General features: G+C 70.3%; 26 protein-coding genes and 1 pseudogene. 17 read left to right on the forward strand and 10 right to left on the reverse strand.

The genetic code is table 11. The features are described from left to right. Positions 1 to 151 precede the first annotated feature (151 nt). Entirely contained in the window at positions 152 to 652 is a 501-nt protein-coding gene (locus tag ACIOKD_RS05275; RefSeq protein ID WP_402079208.1) for a MarR family winged helix-turn-helix transcriptional regulator, read from the reverse strand. A gap of 162 nt (positions 653 to 814) precedes the next feature. Between ACIOKD_RS05275 and ilvA the strand changes: the two genes are divergently transcribed. From ilvA to ACIOKD_RS05290, 3 genes are all read left to right on the forward strand, one after another. Further along, positions 815 to 2,044: a threonine ammonia-lyase gene (gene ilvA, locus ACIOKD_RS05280; protein ID WP_402078413.1), complete on the forward strand. Its 1,230-nt coding sequence runs from the start codon at positions 815 to 817 to the stop codon at positions 2,042 to 2,044. 217 nt (positions 2,045 to 2,261) lie between these two features. Next, positions 2,262 to 3,299, forward strand: a complete 1,038-nt coding sequence (locus ACIOKD_RS05285) for an ATP-binding cassette domain-containing protein (protein ID WP_402078415.1) — start codon at positions 2,262 to 2,264, stop codon at positions 3,297 to 3,299. Further along, positions 3,296 to 4,153 carry an ABC transporter permease gene (locus ACIOKD_RS05290; protein WP_402078417.1) on the forward strand — a complete coding sequence of 286 codons (858 nt, stop codon included), beginning with the start codon at positions 3,296 to 3,298 and terminating at the stop codon, positions 4,151 to 4,153. Before ACIOKD_RS05285 ends, ACIOKD_RS05290 begins: the two co-directional genes overlap by 4 nt. Positions 4,154 to 4,221: 68 nt before the next feature. On the opposite strand, the gene greA is transcribed toward ACIOKD_RS05290, so the two are convergent. Both greA and ACIOKD_RS05300 read right to left on the reverse strand, forming a co-directional pair. Then, entirely contained in the window at positions 4,222 to 4,719 is a 498-nt protein-coding gene (gene greA, locus ACIOKD_RS05295) for a transcription elongation factor GreA (protein WP_189769428.1), read from the reverse strand. Positions 4,720 to 4,941: 222 nt separating this feature from the next. Further along, on the reverse strand, positions 4,942 to 5,334 hold the full coding sequence (locus ACIOKD_RS05300; protein ID WP_402078420.1) for a DUF4307 domain-containing protein: 393 nt from the start codon (positions 5,332 to 5,334) through the stop codon (positions 4,942 to 4,944). Positions 5,335 to 5,549: 215 nt separating this feature from the next. On the opposite strand from ACIOKD_RS05300, the gene mca reads away from it, so the two are divergent. Next, positions 5,550 to 6,410 (forward strand): mycothiol conjugate amidase Mca, encoded by an 861-nt coding sequence (gene mca, locus ACIOKD_RS05305; RefSeq protein WP_402079210.1) that lies wholly within the window; start codon positions 5,550 to 5,552, stop codon positions 6,408 to 6,410. Further along, the gene (locus tag ACIOKD_RS05310; RefSeq protein WP_402078423.1) at positions 6,403 to 6,675 is read left to right on the forward strand and encodes a hypothetical protein; all 273 of its coding nucleotides are present in this window, start codon (positions 6,403 to 6,405) and stop codon (positions 6,673 to 6,675) included. Before mca ends, ACIOKD_RS05310 begins: the two co-directional genes overlap by 8 nt. Positions 6,676 to 6,770: 95 nt before the next feature. Here the strand turns inward: ACIOKD_RS05310 and ACIOKD_RS05315 are convergent, their stop codons facing one another. Further along, entirely contained in the window at positions 6,771 to 9,992 is a 3,222-nt protein-coding gene (locus ACIOKD_RS05315) for a tetratricopeptide repeat protein (protein ID WP_402078426.1), read from the reverse strand. A gap of 91 nt (positions 9,993 to 10,083) precedes the next feature. Between ACIOKD_RS05315 and ACIOKD_RS05320 the strand changes: the two genes are divergently transcribed. The 10 genes from ACIOKD_RS05320 to ACIOKD_RS05365 all read left to right on the forward strand — a co-directional run bounded on the left by ACIOKD_RS05320 (position 10,084) and on the right by ACIOKD_RS05365 (position 19,284). Beyond that, complete coding sequence (locus ACIOKD_RS05320; RefSeq protein WP_402078428.1) at positions 10,084 to 10,344, forward strand: hypothetical protein; 261 nt, start codon at positions 10,084 to 10,086, stop codon at positions 10,342 to 10,344. A gap of 618 nt (positions 10,345 to 10,962) precedes the next feature. Beyond that, complete coding sequence (locus ACIOKD_RS05325) at positions 10,963 to 11,475, forward strand: RNA polymerase sigma factor (protein ID WP_402078431.1); 513 nt, start codon at positions 10,963 to 10,965, stop codon at positions 11,473 to 11,475. A 261-nt stretch (positions 11,476 to 11,736) separates the two neighbouring features. Further along, a complete protein-coding gene (locus ACIOKD_RS05330) occupies positions 11,737 to 12,393 on the forward strand; it encodes a hypothetical protein (RefSeq protein ID WP_402078433.1) in 657 nt (218 codons plus the stop codon). A gap of 140 nt (positions 12,394 to 12,533) precedes the next feature. After that, complete coding sequence (locus tag ACIOKD_RS05335; protein WP_402078435.1) at positions 12,534 to 14,102, forward strand: ABC1 kinase family protein; 1,569 nt, start codon at positions 12,534 to 12,536, stop codon at positions 14,100 to 14,102. A gap of 53 nt (positions 14,103 to 14,155) precedes the next feature. Further along, positions 14,156 to 15,034 carry an SAM-dependent methyltransferase gene (locus ACIOKD_RS05340; RefSeq protein WP_402078438.1) on the forward strand — a complete coding sequence of 293 codons (879 nt, stop codon included), beginning with the start codon at positions 14,156 to 14,158 and terminating at the stop codon, positions 15,032 to 15,034. 2 nt (positions 15,035 to 15,036) lie between these two features. Continuing rightward, positions 15,037 to 15,504: a hypothetical protein gene (locus ACIOKD_RS05345; RefSeq protein WP_402078441.1), complete on the forward strand. Its 468-nt coding sequence runs from the start codon at positions 15,037 to 15,039 to the stop codon at positions 15,502 to 15,504. Continuing rightward, a complete protein-coding gene (locus ACIOKD_RS05350) occupies positions 15,501 to 16,517 on the forward strand; it encodes a phosphatidylglycerol lysyltransferase domain-containing protein (RefSeq protein WP_402078444.1) in 1,017 nt (338 codons plus the stop codon). The genes ACIOKD_RS05345 and ACIOKD_RS05350 overlap by 4 nt, the downstream gene beginning before the upstream one ends. Before the next feature lie 93 nt (positions 16,518 to 16,610). After that, complete coding sequence (locus tag ACIOKD_RS05355; protein ID WP_402078446.1) at positions 16,611 to 17,558, forward strand: VlmB-like protein; 948 nt, start codon at positions 16,611 to 16,613, stop codon at positions 17,556 to 17,558. A gap of 55 nt (positions 17,559 to 17,613) precedes the next feature. Then, positions 17,614 to 18,666: a fatty acid desaturase family protein gene (locus tag ACIOKD_RS05360; RefSeq protein WP_402078449.1), complete on the forward strand. Its 1,053-nt coding sequence runs from the start codon at positions 17,614 to 17,616 to the stop codon at positions 18,664 to 18,666. An 18-nt stretch (positions 18,667 to 18,684) separates the two neighbouring features. Continuing rightward, a complete protein-coding gene (locus tag ACIOKD_RS05365; RefSeq protein ID WP_402078451.1) occupies positions 18,685 to 19,284 on the forward strand; it encodes a hypothetical protein in 600 nt (199 codons plus the stop codon). Between the two features lie 65 nt (positions 19,285 to 19,349). Here the strand turns inward: ACIOKD_RS05365 and ACIOKD_RS05370 are convergent, their stop codons facing one another. From ACIOKD_RS05370 to ACIOKD_RS05395, 6 genes are all read right to left on the reverse strand, one after another. Beyond that, a complete protein-coding gene (locus ACIOKD_RS05370; RefSeq protein WP_402078454.1) occupies positions 19,350 to 20,204 on the reverse strand; it encodes an esterase/lipase family protein in 855 nt (284 codons plus the stop codon). Between the two features lie 305 nt (positions 20,205 to 20,509). Continuing rightward, positions 20,510 to 21,085 (reverse strand): flavin reductase family protein, encoded by a 576-nt coding sequence (locus ACIOKD_RS05375; RefSeq protein WP_402078456.1) that lies wholly within the window; start codon positions 21,083 to 21,085, stop codon positions 20,510 to 20,512. Next, complete coding sequence (locus tag ACIOKD_RS05380; RefSeq protein WP_402078458.1) at positions 21,078 to 21,560, reverse strand: type II toxin-antitoxin system RatA family toxin; 483 nt, start codon at positions 21,558 to 21,560, stop codon at positions 21,078 to 21,080. The genes ACIOKD_RS05375 and ACIOKD_RS05380 overlap by 8 nt, the downstream gene beginning before the upstream one ends. Before the next feature lie 25 nt (positions 21,561 to 21,585). Then, entirely contained in the window at positions 21,586 to 22,923 is a 1,338-nt protein-coding gene (locus ACIOKD_RS05385; protein WP_402078460.1) for an aspartate aminotransferase family protein, read from the reverse strand. Continuing rightward, positions 22,920 to 24,071: an SDR family oxidoreductase gene (locus tag ACIOKD_RS05390; protein ID WP_402078463.1), complete on the reverse strand. Its 1,152-nt coding sequence runs from the start codon at positions 24,069 to 24,071 to the stop codon at positions 22,920 to 22,922. Before ACIOKD_RS05390 ends, ACIOKD_RS05385 begins: the two co-directional genes overlap by 4 nt. A 169-nt stretch (positions 24,072 to 24,240) precedes the next feature. Continuing rightward, entirely contained in the window at positions 24,241 to 25,374 is a 1,134-nt protein-coding gene (locus tag ACIOKD_RS05395; protein ID WP_402078466.1) for an acyl-CoA dehydrogenase, read from the reverse strand. 162 nt (positions 25,375 to 25,536) lie between these two features. Here ACIOKD_RS05395 and ACIOKD_RS05400 point away from each other — a divergent pair. Together ACIOKD_RS05400 and ACIOKD_RS05405 are read left to right on the forward strand one after the other, a co-directional pair. Further along, positions 25,537 to 25,937, forward strand: a pseudogene (locus ACIOKD_RS05400) (Scr1 family TA system antitoxin-like transcriptional regulator); the annotation flags it as partial. Positions 25,938 to 26,242: 305 nt separating this feature from the next. Beyond that, positions 26,243 to 26,455, forward strand: a complete 213-nt coding sequence (locus ACIOKD_RS05405; RefSeq protein ID WP_402078468.1) for a hypothetical protein — start codon at positions 26,243 to 26,245, stop codon at positions 26,453 to 26,455. Positions 26,456 to 26,602: the final 147 nt, after the last annotated feature.

The following is a 26,602-nucleotide window of genomic DNA, read 5'->3' on the forward strand; positions in this document are numbered from 1 at the left end:
GACGTACGCCGTGAACAGCCGCGTGCGTCGGGACCCGACTTCATATGAGGCCAGGCGTGGGCCCCCGGTCAAGAGGCCGGCACGAGACGGTACGCCCGGATCGGTCCGGATCGGTCCGGTGCGGCCCGGCGTGGTGGCGGGCGGCGGGCGGTCAGGAGGTTGCCGGTGCCTCTGCGGACGGCGACGCGGCCATGCGGGTGGAGAGTGCGACGTTGAAGCGGGTGAGCAGGGTGCAGAAGGCCTCGCGCTCCTCGGGCGACCACTCCTGGGTCAGTTCCGCCATCAACTGGCGCCTGGAGGAACGGACTTCCTCCAGACGGGAGAGTCCGCGCGGCGACAGCTGGAGCACCACGGCCCGCCCGTCCTCCGGGTGGGAGGTGCGCTTGACGAGGCCGGTGTCGACCAGTGGGGCGACCTGCCGGGTGACCGTCGACGAGTCGATGCCCATGCTCGCGGCGAGCGCCTTGACGCCCATCGGGCCTTCCTTGTCGAGGCGGTTGAGCAGCAGGTACGCGGCGCGGTCCATCGAGTTGCGCACCTGCCCGACTCCGCCGAGCCGGGTCTGTTCGGCACGGCGGGCGAACACCGCGACCTCGTGCTGCAGTGTTTCGAGAAGACCGGGGTCACCGACGGTCGTCATGTCCATCGACATTTCAGGTGTTGTGGGCATGGCCGGGGGCTCTATTCATGCGTGGGGCTGGGTTGGGGGACAGAGTACGCGGACGGGGGGCGGGCCGTACCGGCGCTGAGGAAACCGGTCTCGGACGTTGGTCACGCCCGCTGTGGCGCGGTGTGAACTGCGAGACTGATGGTCATGAGCTATCGCACGGCCGACCCCTTGCCGCCCGTGACCCTCGACGATGTGCGCGGCGCCCAGAAGATGCTCTCCGGCGTGGCACGGATGACCGCCATGGAGGGCAGCAGGCACCTGTCCGGCCTGGTGGGCGCGCCGGTCCTCCTCAAGTGCGAGAACCTCCAGCGCACCGGTTCGTTCAAACTGCGCGGCGCGTACGTGCGGATCGCCGGCCTCCTTCCCGAGGAGCGGGCCGCCGGGGTGGTCGCGGCCAGCGCGGGCAACCACGCGCAGGGGGTCGCCCTGGCCTCCTCGCTGCTCGGTGTGCGCTCCACGGTGTTCATGCCGTCGGGTGCCCCGCTGCCGAAGGTCGCGGCGACCATGCACTACGGCGCCGAGGTGCGTACGCACGGCACGGTGGTGGACGAGACGCTGGCCGCCGCGCAGGAGTACGCGGCCGAGACGGGTGCCGTCTTCATCCACCCCTTCGACCACCCCGACATCATCGCCGGGCAGGGCACGGTGGGCCTGGAGATCCTGGAGCAGTGCCCCGAGGTGCGCACGATCGTCGTGGGGATCGGCGGTGGCGGGCTCGCCGCGGGCATCGCGGTCGCGGTGAAGGCGCTGCGGCCGGACGTGCGGATCGTGGGTGTGCAGGCGGCGGGCGCGGCCGCGTACCCGCCCTCGCTGGCGGCCGGGCGTCCGGTGTCGGTCGAGAACCCGGCGACGATGGCCGACGGGATCAAGGTCGGGCGGCCGGGGGACGTGCCGTTCCGGATCATCGGCGACCTGGTCGACGAGATCCGTACGGTCTCCGAGGACGCGCTGTCCAGCGCGCTGCTGCTCTGCCTGGAGCGGGCGAAACTGGTCGTCGAGCCGGCCGGGGCGAGCCCGGTGGCGGCGATCATGAGCGAGCCGGAGGCCTTCGAGGGTCCGGTCGTCGCGCTGCTGTCCGGCGGGAACGTCGATCCGCTGCTGATGCAGCGCATCCTGCGGCACGGCATGGCCGCGAACGGCCGCTACCTGGCGGTCACGCTGCGGCTGACGGACCGGCCCGGGGCCCTGGCCACGCTTCTCGGGGTGTTGTCAGTGGTGGACGCTAACGTCCTCGATGTGAGTCACGTACGGACCGATCCGCGGCTCGGGCTCACGGAGGTGGAGGTCGAGCTTCACCTGGAGACGAAGGGGCCGAAGCACTGTGCCGAGGTGAACTCGGCGCTGCGTCGGGCGGGCTACACGGTCATCGACTGAGGTCGGGTGGGGGAGGCGCGCCGGGAGAACCGGGCTGGGAGAACCGGGCTGGGAAAACCGCTTGAGGAAACGCGATACATCGCGTTATGGTGTGTCTCTCGTCACAAGGCAGTCCGGGTGAGGTGCGATATTCGCTCGCCCGGAGGCGCACAGCAGGCGAAAGACAGTCGCCCACCCATCACTTTTCACTGGATCCCCAACCACTCGGGAGACTCACATGCCAGGCGCCATCTACGCCGAAGGCCTGGTGAAGACCTTCGGCGACGTAAGGGCTCTGGACGGCGTCGATCTCGATGTCCCGGAGGGCACGGTCCTGGGCCTCCTCGGGCCGAACGGAGCGGGCAAGACCACCGCCGTCCGCTGCCTCACCACCCTGCTCCGGCCCGACAGCGGCAGAGCGGTCGTCGCGGGCATCGACGTACTGAAGCACCCGAACGAGGTACGGCGCTCGATCGGTCTGTCCGGTCAGTTCGCCGCGGTGGACGAATATCTGACGGGCCGTGAGAACCTCCACATGGTCGGCCAGCTCTACCAGATGAGGGCCAAGCAGGCGAAGGCCCGCGCGGTCGAGCTGCTGGAGCAGTTCAACCTCACGGAGGCGGCCGACCGGACGGCGAAGACCTACTCCGGCGGTATGCGCCGCCGGCTCGACCTCGCGGCGGCGCTCGTCGTCTCGCCGCCGGTCATGTTCATGGACGAACCGACGACCGGCCTCGACCCGCGCAACCGCCAGCAGCTGTGGGAGGTCATCAAACAGCTGGTCTCCGGTGGTACGACGCTGCTGCTGACCACGCAGTACCTCGAAGAGGCCGACCACCTCGCGCACGACATCTGCGTCGTCGACCACGGCAAGGTCATCGCCCGCGGCACCTCCGACCAGCTCAAGGCCCGTACCGGCGGCGAGCGCGTGGAGGTCGTGGTGCACGAGCGCGAGCACATCGCGACCGCCACCGAGGTCCTGCGGGGCTTCGGCAAGGGCGAGACAACCGTCGAGGACCACACCCGCCGGCTCACCGTGCCCGTCTCCGGCGGCGCGAAGCTCCTCGCGGAGGTCATCCGTGAGCTGGACGCCCGCGGCATCGAGATCGACGACATCGGTCTGCGCCGCCCCACGCTCGACGACGTCTTCCTGTCCCTGACCGGCCACCTCGCCGAGCAGAAGGAAGCGGAGAACGGCGAGAGCGCCGACACCGAGGGACTCAAGGGATCCAAGAGGTCCAAGGGGTCCAAGCGCAAGAAGGAGGCCGACAAGTGAGCGCCGTCACCGATGCCGTGCGGACCGTGGCCCCGGGAGGCTCCCTCGGGCAGTCCGTCCGGGACTCCCTGGTCGTCGCCAAACGCAACCTGATCCGCATGACCAGGATCCCCGAGATGATTCTGTTCGGGATCATCCAGCCGGTGATGTTCGTGGTCATGTTCACGTACGTCTTCGGCGGCTCGATGCAGATCGGGAGCACCACCGACCCGGACGTCTACAAGAACTTCCTGATGGCGGGCATCTTCGCGCAGACCGTCACGTTCGCCACCGCGGGATCGGCCGCCGGTATCGCGGACGACATGCAGAAGGGGCTCGTCGACCGTTTCCGCTCCCTGCCGATGGCCCGCGGCGCGGTGCTGACCGGCCGGACCGTCGCCGACCTGGTGCAGACGGCCATCACGCTGCTCGTCCTCGCGGTCGTCGCGCTGCTCGTGGGCTGGCGCACCGGTTCCGCGGAGCCGACCAACGCGGGCAGGGTCCTGGCCGCCTTCGGTCTGCTGCTCCTCCTGGGATACGCCTTCACCTGGATCGGCGCACTGATCGGCCTGTCCGTGCGCACCCCCGAGGCGGCGACCTCGGGCGGGATCATCTGGCTGTTCCCGGTGACGTTCATCTCGAACGCCTTCGTGGACTCCAGCCAGATGACCCCCTGGCTGCGGCACATCGCCGAGTGGAACCCGTTCAGTGCCACGGTGCAGGCGTGCCGCGTGCTGTTCGGCAACCCGGGCGTGGTGGAGTCGAGCGCCTGGCCCATGCAGCATCCCGTCTGGGCCTCGGTGATCTGGTCCGTGCTGATCATCGTCCTCTTCCGCACCCTGGCGGTACGCAAGTACCGCAAGGCGGACGGCTGAGCGGGCACGGAGAAGCCCCCGGCGCGCAGGCACCGGGGGCTCGCCGGGGGCGACGCCGTGGACGGGGGTTACGCGGCGTACGGCTTGGCTTCGAGAACCTTCACCGAGGCGAGCTTCCCGTTCGGCAGCTCGTACTGGGCGTCCTCGCCGATCTTCTTGCCGTTCACACCGGACCCCAGCGGGGACTGCGGTGAATAGGTCTCGATGTCGGAGCTCGCGTACTCGCGCGAGGCGAGCAGGAAGGTGAGCGTGTCGTCCTCGTCGCCGTCGAAGGCGATGGTGACGACCATGCCGGGCGCGACCGCACCACCGGCCGACGGAGCCTCGCCCACCTTGGCGTTCTCCAGGAGCTGGGTCAGCTGGCGCACCCGGAGTTCCATCTTGCCCTGCTCCTCCTTGGCCGCGTGATACCCGCCGTTCTCACGCAGATCGCCCTCCTCGCGCGCGGCCGCGATCTTGGCTGCGATCTCCGTGCGCGCAGGACCAGACAGGTGCTCCAGCTCGGCCCTGAGCTGGTTGTACGCCTCCTGGGTCAGCCAGGTGACGTTCTCGCTGGTCTGGGTCACAGGTGCTCCTCGTAGGTACTGGGAATACAAAGCATCGCCCTACCCAGAAGGATGTTCCTTCTCGGGTGGGCGAAACCACGAGCCTAACAATTCACGGGCCGAAGGGGGAGGACATAAGCCATCAGAATTACGTCCACGCAGGTCAGTGAGGAGGTATCGGGAGTGGCATCCGTCAGTGTCGCGTGCGGTCCGGCGTGGCCACGGAGTCGCACGGTGCGCAGCTCAGTCCGCGTGGCAGCCGAGGAGTTCCGCGGTCGTGCCGGGGGCCGTCGTGCGGAGCGTGAGGACCTTGTCGACGCGGGTCGCGTCCTGGTCGAACCGGAAGTCCGCGCGGCCGACCTCGGCGCCGTCCTCCGCCTGGGACCGGATCGTGCAGTAACCCCTCACACCCGAGTCCTTGCGGACCTCAAGATGTACCTTCACGGCGGAGTCCGAGGCGTCGAAACTGATGACCTCCGCGCTGATCTTGTTGCCGGCCACGTAGTGGAAGGCGAAATAGCCGATCAGTGCGAGCAGCGCCACTCCGAGCACGGAACCGATGATCTTGAGTTTGCGGTCGGTGCGCACGTCCGCGGAGCGACCGTACCGGCCCTCGGGCAGCTGCACCGTACTCATGATCGTCCTTTCCGGGGCGGGTCCGCCGGGCCGGGGCCCGGAATTTTTTGCCCGCCGGTTCGGTCACTATAGAAGCTCCCACCCGTCACCCGACCGCCGCCCCTCATCGACGTCCCTCATCGACGTCCCTGCGGGACGACCCCTATGGATTGCGCCGTCACACACTGGGGCGCCGACTTACTGAGGATTGAGTCTTGACTGACCAGCTGCGACTGATGGCCGTGCACGCCCACCCCGACGACGAGTCGTCGAAGGGCGCGGCCACCATGGCGAAGTACGTGTCCGAGGGGGTGGACGTGCTGGTCGTGACCTGCACGGGTGGGGAGCGCGGCTCCATTCTCAACCCCAAGCTGCAGGGCGACAAGTACGTCGAGGAGAACATCCACGAGGTGCGCAAGAAGGAGATGGACGAGGCCCGCGAGATCCTCGGCGTCAAGCAGGAATGGCTGGGCTTCGTGGACTCGGGTCTGCCCGAGGGCGACCCGCTGCCGCCGCTGCCCGAGGGGTGCTTCGCCCTGGAGGACGTCGACAAGGCCGCCGGTGAACTGGTCCGCAAGATCCGCTCGTTCCGTCCGCAGGTGATCACCACCTACGACGAGAACGGCGGGTATCCGCATCCGGACCACATCATGACCCACAAGATCTCGATGGTGGCGTTCGAGGGCGCGGCCGACACCGAGAAGTACCCGGAGTCGGAGTTCGGCCCGGCCTTCCAGTCGCAGAAGCTCTACTACAACCAGGGCTTCAACCGCCCGCGCACCGAGGCACTGCACCACGCCATGCTGGACCGGGGCCTGGAGTCGCCGTACGGGGACTGGCTCAAGCGGTGGGACGAGTTCCAGCGCGCCGAGCGCACGCTGACCACGCATGTCCCGTGCGCGGACTTCTACGAGATCCGCGACAAGGCCCTCATCGCGCACGCCACGCAGATCGACCCCGAGGGCGGCTGGTTCCGCGTCCCGATGGAGCTCCAGAAGGAGGTCTGGCCGACGGAGGAGTACGAGCTCGCGAAGTCCCTCGTCGACACATCCCTCCCCGAGGACGACCTCTTCGCGGGCATCCGCGACAATGCCTGATATGAGCGCAAGCCTGGCACTGACGCACCTCGTCCCCCTCGCCAAGGAGGTCGACGAGAACAAGGTCACCCCCGGTGTCCTCGGCTTCATCGTCTTCGCGGTGATGGCCCTGGCGGTATGGGGCCTGATGAAGTCCATGAACCGGCAGCTGACGAGGGTCGACTTCAAGGAGGACGCCGACCCGAAGGCGGAACCCGCCGGGAAGGCGACGTCCGGTTCGGCCGGTACCGGTTCCGGGGGCGAGGCCTCGCCCGCCAAGGGCTGACCCCGGACGCGACCGCGTCGGCGCCCTGATCCGGTGATGCCCGGCGGCATCGCCGGATCAGCCGCACCCGCGGGGCCCCTCGGGGAACGGCGCTGTCACGTCCGCTGTGCCGAAACCGGCACCCCCATGATCTCCCGCGCATGCCGGTTCGGGACCATTCCCAGGCGCCAGGCCTGCCAGCCGGCCTCCAGGTCGGCTCCCCGTTCCAGGAGGAGCTGGTACGCCTCGATGTAGTCGTCCAGTTTTCCGTCGCGGGTCGGGTGGCCGGCGCGGGAGAGCTGGGACAGCTCCTCCTGGGCCACGGCGGTGCCCACCTCGACGCCGCCGGGGGAGGCGTACGGCAGGAGTGTGCAGCGCAGGAAGCGGGCCCAGTCCTCGCCGCGGCGGTCGCCGTAGGCGGCGAAGAGCGAGGTCGCCTCGTCGCACAGGGCCAGCGCCGACTGCGTACGGGCGTTGCCCGCGTCCACCACCGCCAGTTCCAGGCAGGTCCAGGCCTCCCCGTGGGCGACGCCGATCCGCTGGAAGTCGGCGCGGGCGTCCACCAGGAGCTGCCGGGCGAAGCCGGAGTTGCGCAGCGAGCCGGTCTGCGCGGCGCGCTGGTCGCGGGTCACCCGTGCCGAGTGGTGGCGGGCGCAGGCCAATCCGTAGACGTCGCGGATGCGCGAGAACATCGTCCGGGACCGCTCCAGTTCACGGACCGCCTGGTCGAGGTTGCCCGTCTCCTCCAGGGACTGGCCCAGGTAGTACACCGTCCAGGCCTCGCCCCGGGAGTCCTCGTTCTCGCGGTGGCGGGAGGCCGCCTGGCGCAGGCCGTCCAAGGCGGCGGACGGGTCGCCGTCGACCAGCCGGGCCCGGGCCAGCTGGGTCAGCGCCCAGGCCTCGCCACGGGCGTCGCGGGTACGCCGGTACAGGTCGAGGGCGTCGCGGAGTTCGGACTCGGCGCGCGGTACGTCGCCCATGCGCAGGCCCAGTTGGCCGAGCTGGTAGTGGGCCCACGCCTCGCCGTGCACGGACTCGCCCTCGCGGTGCAGGTCCAGGGCCCGCGTGAGGAGGTCGAGCGCCTCGCGCAGCCTCGCCCGGTCCCGCTCCACGGCCGCCAGCGCGTGCATCGTCCAGGCCCGGTCGGCCGCGAGGTCGGGGGAGGCCTGGAGATCCAGGGCCTCCTGGAGTTTCAGGGCGGCCTCGGTGAGGTTGCCCTGGTGGTGCAGGGTGATCCCGAGCGAGCACAGCGCCCGTGCGGCGCCCGCGTCGTGATGGGCCTCGAAGTAGAGGTCGACCACCGAGGTCAGGGTCGTACGGGCCTTGTCGAGTTCGCCGAGCTGACGGGCCGCGATGCCCGTGCGCCACTGGACCGAGCGCACCAGCAGCCCCTGGTCGACGGCCTGCGTCAACTCGCTGATCTCGCCCAGGCGGTAGAGGTCGCCGCGCAGCAGGCAGTAGTCGCACAGGGCGCCCAGGAGGTTGAGCACCGCCGCCTGGTCCACGCCCTCCGCGTGCCGCAGAGTCGCCGTGATGAAGCTCGACTCGTCGTCCAGCCAGCGCAGGGCCGCGTCCAGCGAGGTGAAGCCGTGCGGACCGACCGTGCTCGATTGGAAGGACGTGTCGGCTCGCGTGGAGGTCTTGCCGTCGACCAGGCGGATCACCGAGTCGGCCAGTTCCCCGTAGTTCACGATGAGACGTTCCTGCGCGGCCGTGCGCTCGGCCGGTTCCTCCTCGTCGAGGAGGCGGGCCTGCGCGAAGGCTCGTACGAGATCGTGCAGGCGGTAGCGGCTGCCGCGGACGTGGTCGATCAGACCCGCGCGGGACAGCGCTTCCAGATGGCGGGTCGCCTCCGGCTCGTCCGTCGCGAGGAGGGCCGCCGCCGCTGCGGCGCCCAGCGAGGCGCGACCCGCCAGCGCCAGTCGCCGCAGCAGCCGCCTCGTCGGGTCCGGCTGGTCCGTGTAGCGCAGCCACAGCACCCGTTCGACCGGCTCGACCGGGCCGTACGCCGCCAGGTCGGTGGCGAGCCGGCGCGGCGTGCGCGGGCCGAGGGACGAGCCGGCGACGCGCAGCGCCAGGGGCAGCCCGCCGCACAACTCCCTGATCTCGTCGCAGGCCTCGGCGTCGTACGGAGCCGAGGCGTCCTGGGCGGTGGCCTTCAGCAGCTCCTCGGCGCCCGGCGCGGCCAGCGGTTCCACCGCGAGCTGGTGCACCCAGGCGGGCAGGTCGGCGGGCAGGTCCAGGGGTTTGCGGGTGGTGACGACGACCAGGCTGTCGGAGCGCTCCGGCACGAGTGTGCGTACCTGCTCCAGGTCGCTCGCGTCGTCCAGCACGATCGTCACCGGCAGGCCGGTCAGATGCTGGTGGTACAGCTCGGCGAGCCGCCTGACCTGCTGGTCCTGCGAGGAACGCTCACGGAACAGGAGCTGTTCGCGGGGCGCGCCCAGCCGGTTGAGCAGGTGGAGCAGCGCGTCGCGGGTGGTCAGCGGCGGCTCCTCCGGGCTGTCGCCCCGCAGGTCCACCACGCACGCGCCGCGGAACTGGTCCTTCAGCTCGTGCGCCGCGCGGACGGCCAGGGTGCTGCGGCCGGAGCCCGGCGCGCCGTGCAGGACGACCACCGTCGGCCTGGTCTCGGTGCTCGCGCGGGCCGCGTGCACCCACTGCGCGATCCGCAGCAGCTCCTGGCGGCGGCCCGCGAACGGTCCGACCGGCTCCGGCAGTTGACCGAACGACTGCTCCAGGACACTCCGCCGGCGGGCTGCCGCGCTCTTGTCCGTACGCCGCAGCTGGGGCGCGCCCTTCTTCGCTCCGGTGGAGGCGTTGAACACGCGCTGCTGGTCGAAGAAGGGGCGGATCCCCCGGACCTCCAGGGCGGTCAGCCAGGTCAGGCGCAGTTGTTCGGGGCCACCGGGCTGGCTCAGGGCTCCCGACCGGCGGCTCGCGGCCGGCAGGTGGGAGGCCGTCACCTTCGCCACCGTGGTCGCGGCGGCCACGACGCCGACGATCGCGCCGGCGCCCACCGCCGGGCCCGCACCGGTGCCGAGCGCCAGGTCCGCCACCACGGCCGCGAGGGCGGCGACGGCCGCCACCAGCAGGGGAGTTCCGGCGCCCTCGCGCGCGTAGCGCTGCCCGAAGGTCAGCCGGCCGGCCTCCGCCTCGTCCGTCGCCTTCGTGTAGGCCTCGTACTCCTCGGCGGCCGTCCTCGCCATGGTGTCCAGCGCGGCCCGCGCCCGCGACAGCAGTACGCTGCCTTCGACGCGTCCGCCCGACCGCCGGACCTCCTCCTCGACGGCCCGCACCAACAGCCGTTCGGCCTCCGCCCGATGGCTGTCCCGCATTCGCGTCCCCCTCCGCCGACAACGGCTTTCCTGGTCAAGTGTCCTGCGGATGAGCGGGGAAGGCGAGAGACCCACTGGCGCGTTCCCTGGCATGCGCACGCCCATCCGGGCAGCCCGGACCCAGTACCTACCCCCGGAGGAACCGGATGATCCGCGGGCCGTACCCGCGTTGTCGACGGTCTTCGGCTCCTCCTTGTCCTCCTTGGAGGTCACCGTGATCAGCGGCGGCACGGCGATCAGGAGGGCGCCCGCCAGAGCGGCACAGGCCAGGGAGAAGCCCGCCGAGGGCGCCCGCGGCGCCGAGCCGGGGATCCGCTCGGTCATACCCGGATCCGGCGGCTTGTCGGAGTAGTTCGGACTACCGGACCCTACGACGACGGCGAACCACCTCGGAAAACTCCATGACGAACGATCTCGCCATGAACGCGGCGCTCGGCACGGGGTGGACGCGGCGGCGCGTCTTCGCCGGGTCGAGAGCGGAGTTCGGGACGGCAGGGACGGTCACGCCGATATCCGCTTATCCCTTTTCGCCGATCGTATTTTCCGGAAACCGGGCGACGCCGGAACGAATGCGCCCCCTGTGCTTCACCGGCTCGGGAATGTGGCGTATTCGCGCCGTGTGCGCTGGCGCGTGGGAACCTTTCTTTACCTAGGGTGATGTTCTCGGTTGCGGAGTGACGTTTCCTCGCTTGTCAGAAGTGGTGCTAACCGGCATGAGATGTGTACCACGAGGGAAAAAGGTCTGGAGTGGCACGATCCCATTTCCATTCGGACGAGTGGGCTGTGATCGCCGGTGGTTTGTCCCCGGCTTGTCCAGGAGATTAACCCTGCGACGGGTGTGGACAGACCGTGCGAATAGTGTGATTCGCACTGACGGATCGATCTCGGGGTCATGGATCACAGGAAATCGGTAGACCGCTTACATGAGTTGCAAATTGTCGACCGAGTTTTTGGCCGAGCAATTGAAGAAATGCACGAGGAGAGTCGACCGGAATTCTCCTGGGACGTGATCGCGAGCCACCGGGAGCGGCTGATGAGGCTGGTCCGCCGCCGGCTTCCGAACGCGCAGGACGCCGAGGACTGCGTCCAGGAGGCGATGCTCAGGGCCGCCGCGCACGGAACCCTCGACCGAGAGCGGATCGGACCGTTTCTGACCTCGGTCGCCCTGCGCCTGTGCGCCGACCACTACCGCGAACTGGAGCGCAGACGCCGGATGCTGCGCCGCGCGGCCGACGTGGGCGGTCCCGAGCCGCCGGACGAGGGCGTCTGCGACCAGGACTTCGGGCGCTGGCTGCTCGCCCAGGTCCACCTGTTGCGCGGCCGGGAGCGGCAGGTCGTCCTCGCCCGCGCCCATGGAATCTCCACGCTGGAATTCGCGCGCCTGCACCAGATCTCGGTGAAGGCGGCCGAAGGCGCGTTCACGCGGGCGCGGGCACGGCTGCGGCTCGTCTGCGCCAGGGCCCTGGACGGCGTCGCGGCCTAGGGCGTCCCTTTCGGGCCGGGCCGACTTCGCAGTGCCCGCACGGCGCCTTGGCGCGTTGCCGCACGACCCGATCGCGCCCGGTGCGCGAACGGCGCTCCCGCGACACGCGGCGCCGGACGGAGTGGCCTGATCGAGCCGATTCAGAACGGACCCCCTCAACGCGGATTTCCGCCTTCTTCCCGCAGGTGACCCAGGTCGCCACGGGCACGAAAAACGGCTCCCGAATTCCGGGAGTGCCGAGGAGCAGGAAAGGTTGTGACCGTGAGCAGGAACAGTGCACAGGACACGATCAAGGATTATATCGGCGATATCGCCGACAGCACCAAGAGGGCCTTCGACGACATCCTCGACCGAAGGGACCGCTGGGACCGGGACCGGGACCGGGACCGGGACTGGGACCGGGACCGCGACTGGGACAGGGACCGCGACCGCGACTGGGACCGGGACTGCCGCCACGGCAGGCACCGCGGGAGGGACTGGGACAGGCACCACGGCGGCAGGAACTGGGACTGGCGCGGCAGGCACCACGACGGCCACTACGACCGGCACTGCGAGAGCTGGTTCAGCGCCGACATCCCGTACGGGGCGCTGAACGGGGTGCCCGGCGACGTGCTGCGGACGGTCACCGCGCTCTCCGCCCTCAATGGTGTGGCCAACCCCGCGGCCGTTCTCGCGAACGCCGCGCCCGGAACCAACCATCAGCCGCTGGCCGCGCTCGGTCAGGCGTCCGGCGGAGCGGCATCGGCCGCGTCCGGCGCGGCGGACACGGCGGAGGGACTGTCGGCGCTGCCCCAGCAGATCGCTCAACTCTCCGAGCTCGTCGGCTCCCTGGTGGGCGCGCTGGAGAACGTACAGGGCGTGGTCGGCGCGACGGTCGGCGTCGCCGGCCGTGCCCCGACAGCGCGGAAGGGGGTCTGAGCGGTAACTCCGGACCCCGCCGGGCGCCACCGGACGCGTATCACCGCACCCCCGGTGAGTGACCGGGACGCCTGACCCACCGCTGTGGGTGATCGCGCACACGACTGACAGAACTCGTCAGGCACAGGAGGTAGTGACACATGAGTGCCATGCTCGGCAGTCGGCTCCGGCTGGTTGTGAAGGTACTGGGAAGCCTCGTCGCCGACGAGCTGGGACAGGTGACGCGAGAACGCCGGCGGTCCAGGCGCGACCCACTGTCCCCGGCGGAAGCGGAGGCCTCCGCCGGGGACGGGCCGGCGCAGGACGGAACACGCCGGGCGAAGGCGGTGCGGCACGCCCTGGAGAGTCTCGGCCCGTTCTACGTGAAGCTCGGCCAGATCCTGTCCACCCGCCCCGACATGGTGCCCGCCTCCATGATCGGCGAGTTGCAGAACCTGCACGACCAGGTCGACGTCCAGCCCTTCTCGGTCTTCGAACCCGTACTCCAGGAGGAGTTGGGGATGGACTGGAAGCGCCGTTTCGACGACATCGAGACGGTCCGTCCGCTCGGCGCGGCCTCCCTCGCACAGGTCTACAAGGTCACCCTGCCCGGCGGACGCCCGGCGGTGGTGAAGATCCAACGGCCCGGCATCCGGGACACCGTCCGCTCCGACATGGCGCTGATGCGCAAGGCGTCCAAGATCCTGGCCCGTACCGCGCCCCGCTTCAACGAGGTGATCGACGTCGAGGCGATGCTCGGTTCGATCTTCGACGCGATGGAACCGGAGCTGGACTTCACCGGCGAGGCCCGCAACATGGACGAGGCCCGCGGATACATCAAGCGATACCCGATGCTCGAAGTGCCCAGGGTCGTGCACTCCACCCCCAAGGTGCTCATCCAGTCGCTGGCGGCCGGCGACTCCGTGAACCACGTCGACCGCGACTCGTTCAGCGAGCGGGAACGCACGGAGATCGGCAAGGACCTGCTGCGGTTCATGTACCGGGGCTACTTCGTCGACCGCATGTTCCACGCCGATCCGCACGCCGGGAACATCTTCGCGCAGCCCGGCGGACCGGCGACGCTCATCGACTGGGGCATGGTGGGCCGGCTGGACCGCCGGACCAGTCTGCAACTGTTGCCGTTGCTCATGGCCATCGCCCAGAACGACGGCCACGGACTCGCCCACGCCTGGGCGGACATGGGGCGGGTCACCGCCTGGTCGAACCTGCCCGCGTTCGCAGCCGACATGGCCGCCCTGGTGCCGAAGGTCGCCACCGCGTCCCTGGAGGACCTCAACTTCGGGGTGTCCCTGACCACCGTCCTGGAGAAGGCGACCAAGCGGGGCATCGGTTCGGCGCCCGCCATCTCCCTGCTCGGCAAGTCCTTCGCGAACCTGGAGGGTTCGGTGCGCTGTCTGGCACCGGAGATCGCACTCGCCGACGTCTTCAAGGAGGAGGCACGCGGAATCATCATGGCCCTGATCCGCGAGTACTTCACCCGGGACCAGGTCGCCCGCAACACGATGGACCTCCTGTCGACCGCGGCGTCCGCCCCCGAACAGTGGCGCGGTCTGCTCTCCGACGCCGCCAACCGGCAACTCGCTCTCCAGCTGCACGAACCGCACACGCCCGGGTCCATGGGCGGACAGCGCACCTGGAAGCCCTCGCGCGGCCTGCTGGCCCTCGGCGCGGCGGCCCTGTTCCTCGACCGCCGACGCGCACCCCGCTGAACCGCCCCCCACCCGACGTCCCGACAGAAGACCAGCCCACAAAGGAAACCCGTATGCCCATGCAGCAGCACGACAGCCGGCCCCAAGCGGCGGAGGCCACCCTGGACGGCGTCTCGGAGACGGCCCTGTGGACCGTCCGGATGCGGGCGCGCGAATCCGCCCGCACGCAAGCGCTCTTCGCGGACCCGCTGGCCGAGGAGTTCCTGGCCGGCGCCGGACCGGCCGGGGCGCCGCCGGGAGACGGAGTCCTGCAGCAGGTGCTGCCCGACTGGCTCGCCGTCCGCACCCGGTTCTTCGACGACCACCTCCTCGCCGCGACGCGCGCCGGGTGCCAACAGGTCGTCCTCCTCGGGGCGGGACTCGACGCCCGTGCGTACCGGCTCGACTGGCCCGCCGGGACCCGGATCTTCGAGGTCGACCTGCCCGCCGTACAGGGCTTCAAGGAGCAGATCCTGGCCGGCCGCACCCCGGCCGCCGCGCACCGTGTCCCGGTCGCCGCCGACCTGCTCGGGGACTGGCGGAGCGCGGCGATCGCCGCCGGATTCGACCCGCAACTGCCCACCGCCTGGCTGTGCGAGGGCCTGCTCTTCTATCTGGAGCCGCGAGCGGTCGACCGCCTGATCGCGACGGTGAGCGAACTGTCCGCGCCGGGCAGCACTCTGGGAGCCGAGTGCCTGAACGCCGCCACCGCCGAATCGCCCTTCGTGAAGCCCTGGCTGGAGGCGCTGTCCGACGCCGGTACACCGTGGATCTGGCATCTCGCGGACGCCGAGCGCTGGTGGGCCGGCCACGGCTGGCAGGCCCAGGTCGCCGACCTGCTCGCGCTGCCGTACGTCGTCGAGCGGTTCGCCCCGCATCTGTCCGCCTTCCCGGGCATGAACACGGACAGCATGATGCTGGTCACCGCCACGATGCCTGCCGGCGGGCGGTGACCGTGGACGGGCACAACCTCTGCCAGACCCCGACCACCTACGGGCTGCTGCGCCTGGAGTATCTGCTCGGGCTGCTGGTCGCCGCCGGTTTCTTCCTCGCCCACCTGGGCGAGGTGCGCTGGTGGGTCGCTGTCGTCCTGTTCGCCTACGTGGACGTCATCGGCTACCTGCCGGGGGCCGTCGCCTACCACCGCAGCTCCGACAAGAAGGTCTCACGCGTCTACTACGTGCTCTACAACACCATGCACAGCCTGAGTGTGCAGGGCACCGTCCTCGGCGTCTGGGCCCTGGTGCACGGCTGGGAGTGGGCCCTGCTGGTGCTGCCGATCCATCTCTTCGGCGACCGCGCCCTGTTCGGCAACTTCGCCAAGTCGTTCACGGTCTCCTTCGAGCCGGTCCCGCACCCCGCCGTCCAGCGCGCGCTGCGCGACTTCGCCACCGTGCCCTGGCACGAGGCGGCGGCCCGGTGAGCGCCCCGCCCGCGCTCGCCGACACGGAGGCGTACGAGATGGTGCGCCGCCACGGCAGCCACAGCAGTGCCTTCCTGGCGATGAACAGCGGCAACCGGCGCTTTCGTACGCGCGGAGTCGACGGGTTCGTCCCCTACCGGGAGGCGGGGCGACGGCACCTCTTCCAGCTGGGCGGCCCCGTATGTGCCGTCGAGGAGCAGCCCCGGCTGCTGGAGGCGTTCCTCGGGTGGGCCGCTCAGGAGAAACGCCGGGTGGCCGCCGTGCAGCTCTCCCGCCCGCAGGCCGAACTGCACGCCGCGCACGGTTTCGTGGTCAACCAGTTCGGTGCCTCTTTCAGCATCGCGCTCGACGGATACAGCCTCGGCGGCCAGCGCATGGTCAAGGTGCGCAACATGGTCAACCGGGCCCGCAGGGAAGGCGTCACCGTCTGCGAGGTGGAGGCGGAAGAGCGGGACGGGGCCGCGGTCGGCACGGCACTCGACGCGGTGGACGCCGGCTGGTTGCGGGCGAAGGGACGCCACGTCAAGGAACTTGAGTTCCTCATCGGCGAACGCGGCGGACCGGGCGCACCGCACCGGCGCCTGTTCACCGCCGTCCACGAAGGACGCACCGTCGGCTACGTCTCCTACTCGCCCGTGTTCGGCGAGCGGCCGGGCCGGCTGTACGACCTGACGCGGCGGCTGCCGGACGCCCCGCCCGGCACGGTGGAGCTGATGTTCGCCACCGCCCTGCTCCGGTTCCAGGAGGAGAAGTGCGGCTGGCTGCACCTCGGGTTCACCCCGTTCGTGCAGCTCGGCCTCGACACGGCCGCACCCGGGCCGAGCAGCGGCCCGCTGCGCCGGTGCGTGGAACTGCTGGGCGCCAAGGGGAAGGCGATCTACCCCGCCGCCGCCCAGGAGTCCTTCAAGCTCAAGTGGCGCCCGCAGCTCGTCGAACCGGAGTACCTGGCTTTCCAGGGCGGTGTGAGCCCCGGCGCCGTCTGGCGGCTGATGCGCCTCACCAAGTCCGTTTGAGACTCCGCGCGCGGCCGACGGCCCACACCGCGGCCCCCCATGCGCGACCACCCGGAATTCCCGAGAACCCGAAAGGCTGAGATGACCACGTCCATGTCCAGGATCCCGGCTGAGGCCGACCGGCACCACGCCCCGAGCCTGCTGGAAGGAGCGCTGCACACCGATCTGACGCCGGAGGGCTGCGACCTCGGCTACTGGTTCCGCGCCGTCCCCGAGGGCACCCTCGGCGGCGATCCGATGGGCCGCTCGCCGGACGTACCGGTGCCCGACCACATGCGGGCCGACGGACCACTGCGCCAGGCCGTCATGCAGGAACTCGCCTTCCGTTCGATGGCGGAGGAGAAGGCGGCGCGCGCCCTCTCCTTCCTCGTCGCCTACGCCCCCGACCTCGCCGGGATGGACTTCTACGCCTCCCAGCTGATGGACGAGGCCCGCCACGCCTACGCCTTCCGCGGTCACCTGCTCGAACTGGGCACGCCCGAGGCAGACCTGACGTCCACCATGGAGAAGCTGGCCGGAGCCGACCGGGACGCGATCCTGGCGCCGCTGGAGGACTTCGGGCTGTCCGTCCTGGAGCGGGACCGCGACTACATCGGCGGCGTCGTCACCCTGACCGTCCTGGTCGAAGGGGTACTCGCGCCCACCGCCGAACTGAGCGAACGCAAGTGGCGTCCCTTCGACCCGCCCGCCGCCGAGATCGAGCGGGCGGCCGGCATCGATGAGATCCGGCATCTGTCGGTGGGCACCACCATCGTACGGCGGCATGTCCGCGACCACCCGGAGGAGCTGAACCGGATCCGCGAACTCGTCGCGAGAGGCGTCGAGTTGTGGTCCCGGCTGCCGGTCCAGGAGCTGACCCTGCGGCGTGAGCAGCTCTACCAGCAGGGCATGGAGCAGCACCGCGACCTGGCCGGCGACTACGAGCTGTGGCCGGGCCGCCGGCTGGTCGACACCACCGCGGAGGAACGCATGCTCGCCGCCGCCGAATGGGCGAGCGCCACCCAGGAGGCACGGCTCGCCGACATGGGCCTGACCTCGTGAGCACCGTACGCACGTCCGCCAACGTCCATCAGGAAAAGGGGTCGGTGGTCCACCGATGACCGACAGCCAGGCAGTCAACTCCTCACCGTTCGAACCCGGCGCGCAGGACGAGGACTTTCGCGAACTGACCCGCCGCGTGCAGGCCGCCGGACTCATGCGCGCCCGAAAGGGCCAGTACGTGACGGGAATCGTCGTGATCTGGCTCATGAACGCCGTCGGCTGGGCGGCGCTGGTGCTGTCCGGCGGAACCTGGTGGAAGGTGGTCCTGACGGCGGTCTGGCTCGCCGTCTGGCACGAGCAGCTCGCCTTCCTCGTGCACGACGCCGGGCACCGCCAGATCACCCGCTCCCGCAAATCCATCCAGGTGCTGGGCATGATCCACGGAAACCTCATGCTCGGGGTCTGCTTCGGCTGGTGGGTGCAGCACCACAACCGGCACCACAACCACCCCAATCACCTGGAGCTGGACCCCGACATCCTGCGCCGGGTGGCGATCTTCGCACCCGAACAGGCTCAGCACCGCACGGGGTTCGCCCGCTTCCTGGCAGCCAACCAGCGGTACCTGTTCTTCCCGTTGCTCGGACTTGAGGCCCTGGTCCTGCGCATCGCGGGCGTCATCGCGCTGCGCCGCCGGGCGATCCGCCGCCCCCTCGTGGAGGGCGGGCTGATGGTGGCGCACATGGTGCTCTTCTTCGGCGCCCTGTTCGTCATCCTCCCGTGGCCGGCCGTGCTGCTCTTCCTGACGGTGCACCAGGGCCTTCTCGGGTACCTGCTCGGACTGGCCTTCGCCGTCAACCACAAGGGGCTGCCGACCCGGATGGGCGAGGAGTGGAGCTGGCTGGAGCGCCAGGTCCTCACCTCGCGCACGCTGCCCACCGGGTATGCCGGGGATTTCTTCTACGGCGGCCTCAACTACCAGATCGAGCACCATCTCTTTCCCGGTATGCCCCGCGCGGCACTGCGCCGCGCGTACCCCCTCGTCAAGCAGTTCTGTGTCGAGCGGGGGATCCCCTACGTCGAGACGGGGGTCCTGGAGTCGTACCGCGACCTCGCGGACCATCTCGGCTCCGCGAGCGAAGTTCTCCGTGGCGGCCCCGCCACGGCCTGAGGAAAGGAACGGTCCACAGTGATCCGCTCAACGAAGACGAAGATGTCCACGCGCTCGGCGCGAACGATGCGGGCGACGGCCCTGGCCGCAGTCCTCGCGGCGGGCGCGGTGCTCATCGCCCCCACCGCCCACGCGGACCCGGACCCGGATGCGGCGCCGGTGCCCGACCTGGTCTGCCGCCTCGACGCAGAGGTGAACTTCGATCCGCCGCTGGGGCTGACGGCCCGGAACGCCGACGTGTACGGAGTCATCGGCTACCACGACTGCCGCTCGCCCAGCGGGGCCGCGCGGGAACTCACCGACATCGACTTCCACGTCCGTGGCACCGGCAGATTCGGCGCGGTCCCCGCCCCGACCTTCTCCGTGCAGGGACACGGCAAGGGCACCTGGAACACCGGGGATCGGGGCGGCCTCGACTTCAAGGGCGACCTCAAAACGGGCAGCCCTGTGCCGGACCGGAAGGTGACGGAGGGGCCGCTGACCGGCGACGAGATCAACGGTCTGCAGATTCCCAGGCCCAGGTACGACAAGATCAACCCGAGGGGCGTGGCCGGCTTCGACGTCTTCGGCCAGGTGTGCTTCTGGAAGGGTGAGAAGGGCAGGTGCACGGACTACTGATCCGCGGGCACGACTGAAGGGGTGGTGCGGGCCGAGGCTCGCACCACCCCCTCGTCGTTCGCGGCTCAGTCGGCCAGGGCCTTCAGCGTCTCGCGCAGGACGACCGAGTCGGAGGGCATGGACAGGTGCCTGGTCCGGCGCTTCGGGTCCAGCGTCTGCAGTCGCAGGTTGGTGACCTGGTCGTCCGGGTGCGTCGGCGTCAACTGCTGGGATTCGGGCGGTTTGACCACTTCGTCGTAGGTCGACCAGATGACCGTGTAGTCGACCCCGTTCACGGTGTCGCCCGGTGCCACCAGCTCATCGACGAAGTCCGAGTCGTGCAGCAACTGAGTGAACGCGGGGCTCACCCGGAAGAGCACTTCCGCCTCCACGACCTCTCGCACCGCCGGCAACTGGCGGACCAGGGCGAGCAGTCCGTCCACGGTGACGCCGTGGCAGCTCGGTGCGATACCGACGAGGCGCCGCACCTTTCCGGTGCCACCGAGGAACTTGAGGTAGTAGTGCGGCGTCATTCCGCCCTGGGAGTGCCCGACGATGTCCACCTGCTGGGCCCCGGTGTCCGCCAGTACCCGGTCGACGAAGTCGGCGAGCTCCTGGCTCGACTTCTTGATGTCGCCCAGCCCGTACAGCCCGCGCAGCATCGGCAGCGTGGGCATTGCGCCGTAGTTCAGGCTGAAGACCCGGTAGCCCGCAGCTTTGAGCTTGAGTGTCATCTGCGGCCAGGTCGTCTCGCGGGAGCCCAGCGTGCCGTGCACGAGCACGACCGGGTAGGGGTGCTGCTCGTCCGGCGCGTTTCCCCAGTCGTCCGAGGCCGCGGCGGCGTCGAGCGCGGCGCCGACACCGTGGACGGCGCTCTGCGCGTTGCCGGCCGACCGCTCAGGAGTCTGCGACAGTTCGGTGGCGGCGTTTTCGGAGTTCACGCCGGGAATCTTGGGCAGGGACATGGGACCTCCAGGTGTGCGGAATGCGGTTCTCTGTTCTGTCGATGGCGTGGGAACGGCACTGCGGACAGCACTGCGGACAGCGCTTCGGACAGCACTGTGGACGGACGGACGGACGGGTGTCGGAGTCGCGGCCGGTGCTGTGGACGGCGGCTGCCGACGCGGCGCCACGAGGGTGGCTCCGCCGGTCGTCGGTCGGCGGCCCACGGCCTTTGGAGAACGAGACGCGGGAGGCCCGGTCGGGGAGATACCCGACCGGGCGTCCGTCGCGACCCGCCGCGTGCTCAGCCGTCACGCGCTCCGGGCAGCGCGTGGAACTCGCGGTCGTGCCAGAGCAGCGGCTGTCCGCTGTTCACCTCGACCGCGAGCACCCGCCCGACGACGGCGTGGTGATCGCCGTACTGGCGTACGTCCTCGACCAGGCACACCGACCACGCGAGGGCGTCGGCGAGCACCGGAAGGCCGAGTACCCGCCGTACGGGACTGTCGGTGAAACGCCGCGCGGGCGGCACGGAGGCGTCAGCGAAACGCTCGGCGACCTGACGCTGTCGCGACGTCAACAGGCTGACGGCGAAAGCGCCGTGCTCGCGCAGCGCGGTCAGGGTGCGGGAACTACCGCGCAGACAGGCGAGGATCAGTGGTGGCTTGGCCGAGAGCGAGGTGAGGGCCGAGACCGTCATGCCGGTCGGCGCACCGGCGCCGTCCAGGGCCGTGACGACCGTGACGCCGGCCGTCAGTTTGGCGTAGAGCCCGAGACAGCGGACGGTGTCGGGTCCCGGCTCGTTCCGCAGTGTGTCCCAGCCCGGTGCGAACGACCGTGTCGGCGCCGCCTGTTGGGCGGCCAGCGCCAGTTCAGCCATGCGCGGGGGCGGCGGACTCGGCGAAGTGGACCGGCGCGGGCGAGACCCGGCCGAGCAGTCCCCGCAGGATCCGCTCGATGTTGGCGCGCAGCGTCGACTCCGCCACCGGATCGAGGAGTTCGGCCAGTGTCGGGATGCCCAGATCGAAGTCGGCGTCGAAGGTCACGACCGTGCCGTCCTCGTCGGACCCGCACTGCCAGGTCCCGTCGAACGTCTCGAAGTCGCCGCTGAGTTGAGTGAAGCCGATGGTCAGCGACTGTGGCGTGAAGCTGTCGCGTTCCGACCAGCGCATCAGCCCGTTCCGGAAGCCGACGGTCCACTCCGACACCACCGTGCCGTCGGCATGAGGTGGATGGACCACGACCTCGTGGACGGTATCGGTGACGGTGGGATAGCGGCGGAAGTCACGGATCCGCCGGTACGCGGTCTCGGGGTCGACGTCGTGGGCGGTCAGCCGTACGGTCACGTGACGCATGGGGGATTGCCTTTCCATGAAGGGTTCAGACGGTTCGGCCGAGGCGCGTCGCGACGACGCGCAGAGCCTCGGTCAGGGCGGCCAGGAAGAGTCCTACGTGTTCCTCGTCGGCGATCGCCGGCGGAGTCAGACGCAGGACGCGGGTCGCGTTGAGGGAGTGGTTCACCAGGACGCTTCGGCCGACGAGTTCGAGCATCAGTTCACCGACGGCCTGCTCCTCGGCGAATTCCAGGCCGATCAGCAGCCCGCGTCCCCGGACCTCCCGCACCATGCCTCCGGTGTACGGGGCGCAGGCGGTCCGGACGCCCGCGAGCAGCCGGTCGCCCAGTACCGCCGCGCGGTTGACCAGGTCCTCGGTCTCCAGCGTCTCCACGGCGGCCAGCGCGGCGGCACAGGCGAGCGGGGACGCGGCGAAGGTCGAGGTGTGCAGATAGGGATCGCGGGAGAAGGGGCGGTAGGCCGCCGCGGTGGCGACCACGGCCGCGACCGGCACGACCCCGCCGCTGAGACCCTTGCCCACCAACAGGGCGTCCGGGGCGGCGTGTTGAGGGCGCGGCGCGCCGTCCAGGTCCATGCCCCACCACGACCCCAGCCGCCCCAGCCCCGTCTGGATCTCGTCGACGATCAGGAAGGCCCCGTGCGTCCGGCACAGTCGGCTCACCTCCGCCAGATATCCGGGCGGCGGAACGCGCACTCCGCCCTCTCCCTGCACCGGCTCCACGATCACGCAGGCCCGGCTGCCGAGGGCGGCGAGTGCCGTCGCCATCGCGTCGGTGTCGCCGTACGGAACCGCCGTGCTGTCGGGCAGGAGCGGCCGGAACGGCTCCTGGTACTTCGGGTTGGCGGTCGCGCTCAACGCGCCGAGGGTTTTGCCGTGATACCCGCCGAGCGTGCTGACGAGGGCGGTGTGGCCGTGCGCGCGAGCCAGTTTCAGGCCCGCCTCGGTCGCCTCCGCACCGGAGTTGACGAAGTGCACGTGATCCAGGCCGGCCGGCGTCCGGGTGGCGAGTGCCCGCGCCGCGCGGGCCGCGACCGGCTCCAGGAAGACCCGGCTCGCCAGTGGATGCGTGTCCACCTGGCGGTGCACGGCCGCGGTCACGGACGGGTGCCGGTGTCCCAGCAGGAAGACTCCGTAGCCGCCGAAGTCGAGATAGCGGCGGCCGTCCCCGGTGAACACCCAGACGCCCTCGGAACCGGTCTCCACCATGCCGCCGATCACCGTGCCGAGTACGGCGCGGCCGGAGGACAGGTGTTCGCGGTAGAGGCGGGCGATGTGCGCGCCCTCGCCCGCCGGATCGGTCCGGTCGCAATCGGGCGGTGCCGAGGGCAGGGCGGCGGACGCCGTGGACGGGGCTGCGGTCATGACGCCAGCTCCTGCGTCTGCGGGTGCGGCGCGGGCCGCGGATCCGGCGTGCGGCGGCCGCGTTGGTCCGGCCGCATGCCGCCGCGTCCGGTGGACCAGGCGGTCAGGTTGCGGACCAGCGCCTGCCGCAGGTCGGCCTTGGACTGGGCGGAGCCGCAGTGCGGTGTTCCCAGGGACGACTCGAACGGCAGCGACCGCTGGAAGACGAGCAGCAGTTCCGCGTACGTGTGGAAGCGGCGGCGCAGCGACTCCGGGAAGGTCGGGCCCTCGATCAGCGGCAGCAGCAGCCGGTGTACGGACTCCACCGGGATCAGCCGCGGCGGATGCGGCCGGGGCCCGTACCGGTCCGCGAACTCCAGGCACGTGTCCACCACTTCGCGCTGCAGCAGTGCGTCGGCGCCGGCCGTCAGCCAGTACTCGCCCTCGGTCACGCCGGCCCGCAGCAGGTCGCCGACGGCACCTGCCACGACGTCCTGGGGCACCATGTCGATCCGGGCCTCGGGCGCTCCGGGAAGCACCGGGACCTGTCCCTTCACGATGGCCCCCAGCGCCCGCGTCAGCCCCTGCATCCCGGCGATCCGGCCGGTGACCGAGTCACCCATCACCACCGACGGACGCAGGATCACCCCCGGTACCGGAGCGTCGCGCACCACCTGCTCGGCGGCGGTCTTGGAGGCGAGGTACGCGGCGGCGCCGGGGAAGCGCCGCTGCTCCTCGGACGCCAGCGGATTGGCGACGAAGGCGGTGCTCATGTGGAAGAACGGTGCTTCGGCGCGGGCGGCGAGGGCGAGCATCGCGGCGGTGCCGTCGAGGTTGGCGCGCCGGATCGCGTCCGGCTCGGCCTTCCAGTTGGTCGCGGCGGCGGAGTGCACGACCAGGTCCACCTCGGCGGCGAGCCGGTCCAGGTCCGCCGACGACAGACCGAGTCCGGGCTCCAGCAGATCGGCCCGGATCTCGCGGACCCGGCGGTCGTCGATCGGGGTGTGGTGGCGCAGGCAGACGATCCGGAAGTCCGTCGCCAGTTCATCGATGAGCGCCCTGCCCAGCACTCCGGCGCCGCCGGTGAGAAGGATCGTGGGACGCCTCGCGGACGGTGAAGGTGACGACGGCAGTGGGCCGGGCGGGGCGCTGTTCCGGGACGGAGGCATGGTGGTGTTCCCCTCGGTCGAGTGGTCGCGGCACCGCGGACCCGCGGCGCCGGTCGGAAGATGACACGTGTCAGGAAAAGGCGGTGCGGGACGGCACGGGCTGATGGGGGCCGTTCGGGCCGGCCCGGACCGGGCGGGGCGGATGGGTCGGCGCCGACCCGAGCGGGGGTCAGGCGATGGTCAGCGGCTCGTCGGCGAGATACGCGGACAGCGGACCGGTCATCCGCGTCCTGGACGGCGGGTGCAGGGCGAGGCCGTTGGCACAGGCGGCGAGGTAACCGACCTCGTCCGACGTCATGAAGTTGAGGCCGCCGAGCAGTTCGACGGCGCGGGGGACGATCCGGGCGAGGGCGTCCTGGACGGTGTAGCGCACGTAGAGCGAGTCGGCGAGCGCGGACTCGTCGGGGGAGCCCTCGTCCACCCGCCGGGCGAGACCCTCGGCTGCCGCCATCATGCCCTCGATCTCCACGAGCAGCCTGACCCGCTCGGAGTCGGGCACCCGGTCGTTGAGCAGCACCCGTTCCACCAGGGCGCTCGCCGCGCCCAGATAGCTGCCGGTCATCAGCAGCTCGAACCAGACCAGACCGGCGGTCTGCACCGCGTCGAGTTGGGCGCCGGCAGGCGTCGCCGTGCGTACCAGCAGCTCCTTGGGTACCAGTACGTTGTCCAGGGTGACCTGGTCGCTCTCGGCGCCCGCGAGGAAGCTGCTCGACCAGAAGCCGCTGACGCTCAGCCCTTCGCTGTCGGCGGGGACCAGTGCCACGGCCAGCTCCTGTCCCTCGCCCTTCTCGCGCGGCACCATCACGCTGGCGGTGAGCAGGTCCATGGAACGGGCCAGACTGCACGGCCGTTTCACGCCGCTGATCCGTACTCCCTCGGGTGTCACCGTGGCCGACATGGAGGGCGACAGGATGCCGGAGCCGCTGCGTCCCTCGGCGAAGCCGGACGCCATCAGGCGGTTGTCCGACGCGACGCCCTGGACGAGCATCCACTCCAGCCCCGTACCGGAGTCGCTCAGGCCGACCAGCGTCGCCATCGAGAAGTGGTGCATGGTCGTCGCCACCGCGAGCGAGGGCGAACGGCTGCCCAGGGCGCGCTGCACCCGTAGCGTCTCCAGGGCCGTGGCGCCCCGGCCGTGGAAGCTGGTAGGGGCGAGCAGTCCCGGGCCGCCGCTCTCCCGGAACATCGCGATGCCGGGGCTGTCGGCGCCTTCCAGCGTCATGAGCGGCAGGTCCCGCAGCCCTTCGTCGAGCCCGGGCAGCAGTTTGGCGAGGGCCGCGCGCTCACGTTCCAGGAATCTCATGTCGTCCCCAGCTCCTTGATCCTCGGATGTCGCCGGCAGCGTCCTCTCCTGTTTACGCGCGAATCGCCGGGACCCCTCGGGCCGAAGTGGGAGGAGCGTCTGCCGTCGATCTCGGCGTCTCGGTGGCGTGCGCGGTGTGCGGAGAGCGCGACCTCCGGCGGTGCCTACTCGCCGGGTCTCTTCCCGGGCCTACTGCAAACGTTCGGCCACACCGAGGATGTGTTGCGCGCTGTCCAGCGGAGACGGGTTCCCGTCGATGATGTGGCCGACGCTGTGGCTGCCCGCATGGAGCGTCAGCAGTCCTGTACGAGGGACAGCGACGGTTCGCGTTCCTCGTTGAAGAAGGCGTGTTGGGCAACGGCCTGGGCGACGCCGGCACCCAGGCGGAGCAGCTTGACCACCTCCTGACGGTAGGCGCGTTGCCCAACGTCAGCGTCGGAGTGATCCCTGTCCATCTCGGCCGGACACGTATGCCGGTCGAAGGGTTCTGGATCTTCGACAAGGTGCAAGTGAACGTTGAACTCGTTTCCGGCTATCTCACGATCACGCAGCCCAGCGAGGTGGTGACAAGGCCCGTGCGCTACTCGCCAGGGCGCGTGACTCACTCATGTAATCGGCGCGCAATCGGCTGCAATCGGCTTCAATTGGCTGTCAGTTGAGAGTTCATGGTTCCTGGCGTGGTCGTCATCGGACCACGTGAGGGGACAGTGACGATGGCGACCGACACCGACGCACGCACGTGCCCCGAATGCCGAAAGCCGATCGGGGCCCTTGAGCCCTGCCGCCGGGGAACCGTGGAACGGCAGTCGGGACCGCCCGCCGTGGACTACCGGCACAGCAAGTGCGCCGAGCCGTACCGGCGGCGCTGATGACCCCCGCGAGACTCCGCAGACGCACTCTGCGCCCGTTACCGGCCCCGGAGCTGGTCAACCTCCTGGACGACCCTGAGGGCCCGTATGCGGACTCTCCCGAGGGTTGGTGGACGGAGCGGGGCGGGGCTCAGGACCCGGTCTCCGGGGTGGTCTACTTCCCGCCCGGCAGCAACCCGCCCCCATCCCCCTTCCACAGCGAGCACAAGTGAGGCGGACGCGCGCCCTGGTGCCGGCCCTCGCTGAGTTCCTGACGTGGGTCCTCGTGGGCTTGGTGCTCACGCTGCACATCTAGGTCTCCCATCCCTTCCGTGATCGCGGCGGCGCGGGGCGGCAGGGGTGGGAGGACAGGTCCCGTC

This window comes from Streptomyces sp. NPDC087844, assembly GCF_044742785.1.
Lineage (GTDB): Bacteria > Actinomycetota > Actinomycetes > Streptomycetales > Streptomycetaceae > Streptomyces.

What these genes read in the sequence shown, in the direction of transcription:
- ACIOKD_RS05275 (WP_402079208.1), bottom strand. Translation starts at nt 652, where the DNA reads ATGTCGATGGACATGACGACCGTCGGTGACCCCGGTCTTCTCGAAACA.
- ACIOKD_RS05360 (WP_402078449.1), top strand. Translation starts at nt 17,614, where the DNA reads ATGACCGACAGCCAGGCAGTCAACTCCTCACCGTTCGAACCCGGCGCG.
- ACIOKD_RS05390 (WP_402078463.1), bottom strand. Translation starts at nt 24,071, where the DNA reads ATGCCTCCGTCCCGGAACAGCGCCCCGCCCGGCCCACTGCCGTCGTCA.
- ACIOKD_RS05355 (WP_402078446.1), top strand. Translation starts at nt 16,611, where the DNA reads ATGTCCAGGATCCCGGCTGAGGCCGACCGGCACCACGCCCCGAGCCTG.
- ACIOKD_RS05405 (WP_402078468.1), top strand. Translation starts at nt 26,243, where the DNA reads ATGACCCCCGCGAGACTCCGCAGACGCACTCTGCGCCCGTTACCGGCC.
- ACIOKD_RS05380 (WP_402078458.1), bottom strand. Translation starts at nt 21,560, where the DNA reads ATGCGTCACGTGACCGTACGGCTGACCGCCCACGACGTCGACCCCGAG.
- ACIOKD_RS05340 (WP_402078438.1), top strand. Translation starts at nt 14,156, where the DNA reads ATGCCCATGCAGCAGCACGACAGCCGGCCCCAAGCGGCGGAGGCCACC.
- ACIOKD_RS05300 (WP_402078420.1), bottom strand. Translation starts at nt 5,334, where the DNA reads ATGAGTACGGTGCAGCTGCCCGAGGGCCGGTACGGTCGCTCCGCGGAC.
- ACIOKD_RS05375 (WP_402078456.1), bottom strand. Translation starts at nt 21,085, where the DNA reads ATGGCTGAACTGGCGCTGGCCGCCCAACAGGCGGCGCCGACACGGTCG.
- ACIOKD_RS05315 (WP_402078426.1), bottom strand. Translation starts at nt 9,992, where the DNA reads ATGCGGGACAGCCATCGGGCGGAGGCCGAACGGCTGTTGGTGCGGGCC.
- ACIOKD_RS05395 (WP_402078466.1), bottom strand. Translation starts at nt 25,374, where the DNA reads ATGAGATTCCTGGAACGTGAGCGCGCGGCCCTCGCCAAACTGCTGCCC.
- ACIOKD_RS05310 (WP_402078423.1), top strand. Translation starts at nt 6,403, where the DNA reads ATGCCTGATATGAGCGCAAGCCTGGCACTGACGCACCTCGTCCCCCTC.
- ilvA (WP_402078413.1), top strand. Translation starts at nt 815, where the DNA reads ATGAGCTATCGCACGGCCGACCCCTTGCCGCCCGTGACCCTCGACGAT.
- ACIOKD_RS05385 (WP_402078460.1), bottom strand. Translation starts at nt 22,923, where the DNA reads ATGACCGCAGCCCCGTCCACGGCGTCCGCCGCCCTGCCCTCGGCACCG.
- ACIOKD_RS05325 (WP_402078431.1), top strand. Translation starts at nt 10,963, where the DNA reads ATGCACGAGGAGAGTCGACCGGAATTCTCCTGGGACGTGATCGCGAGC.
- mca (WP_402079210.1), top strand. Translation starts at nt 5,550, where the DNA reads ATGGCCGTGCACGCCCACCCCGACGACGAGTCGTCGAAGGGCGCGGCC.
- ACIOKD_RS05335 (WP_402078435.1), top strand. Translation starts at nt 12,534, where the DNA reads ATGAGTGCCATGCTCGGCAGTCGGCTCCGGCTGGTTGTGAAGGTACTG.
- ACIOKD_RS05320 (WP_402078428.1), top strand. Translation starts at nt 10,084, where the DNA reads ATGCGCACGCCCATCCGGGCAGCCCGGACCCAGTACCTACCCCCGGAG.
- ACIOKD_RS05285 (WP_402078415.1), top strand. Translation starts at nt 2,262, where the DNA reads ATGCCAGGCGCCATCTACGCCGAAGGCCTGGTGAAGACCTTCGGCGAC.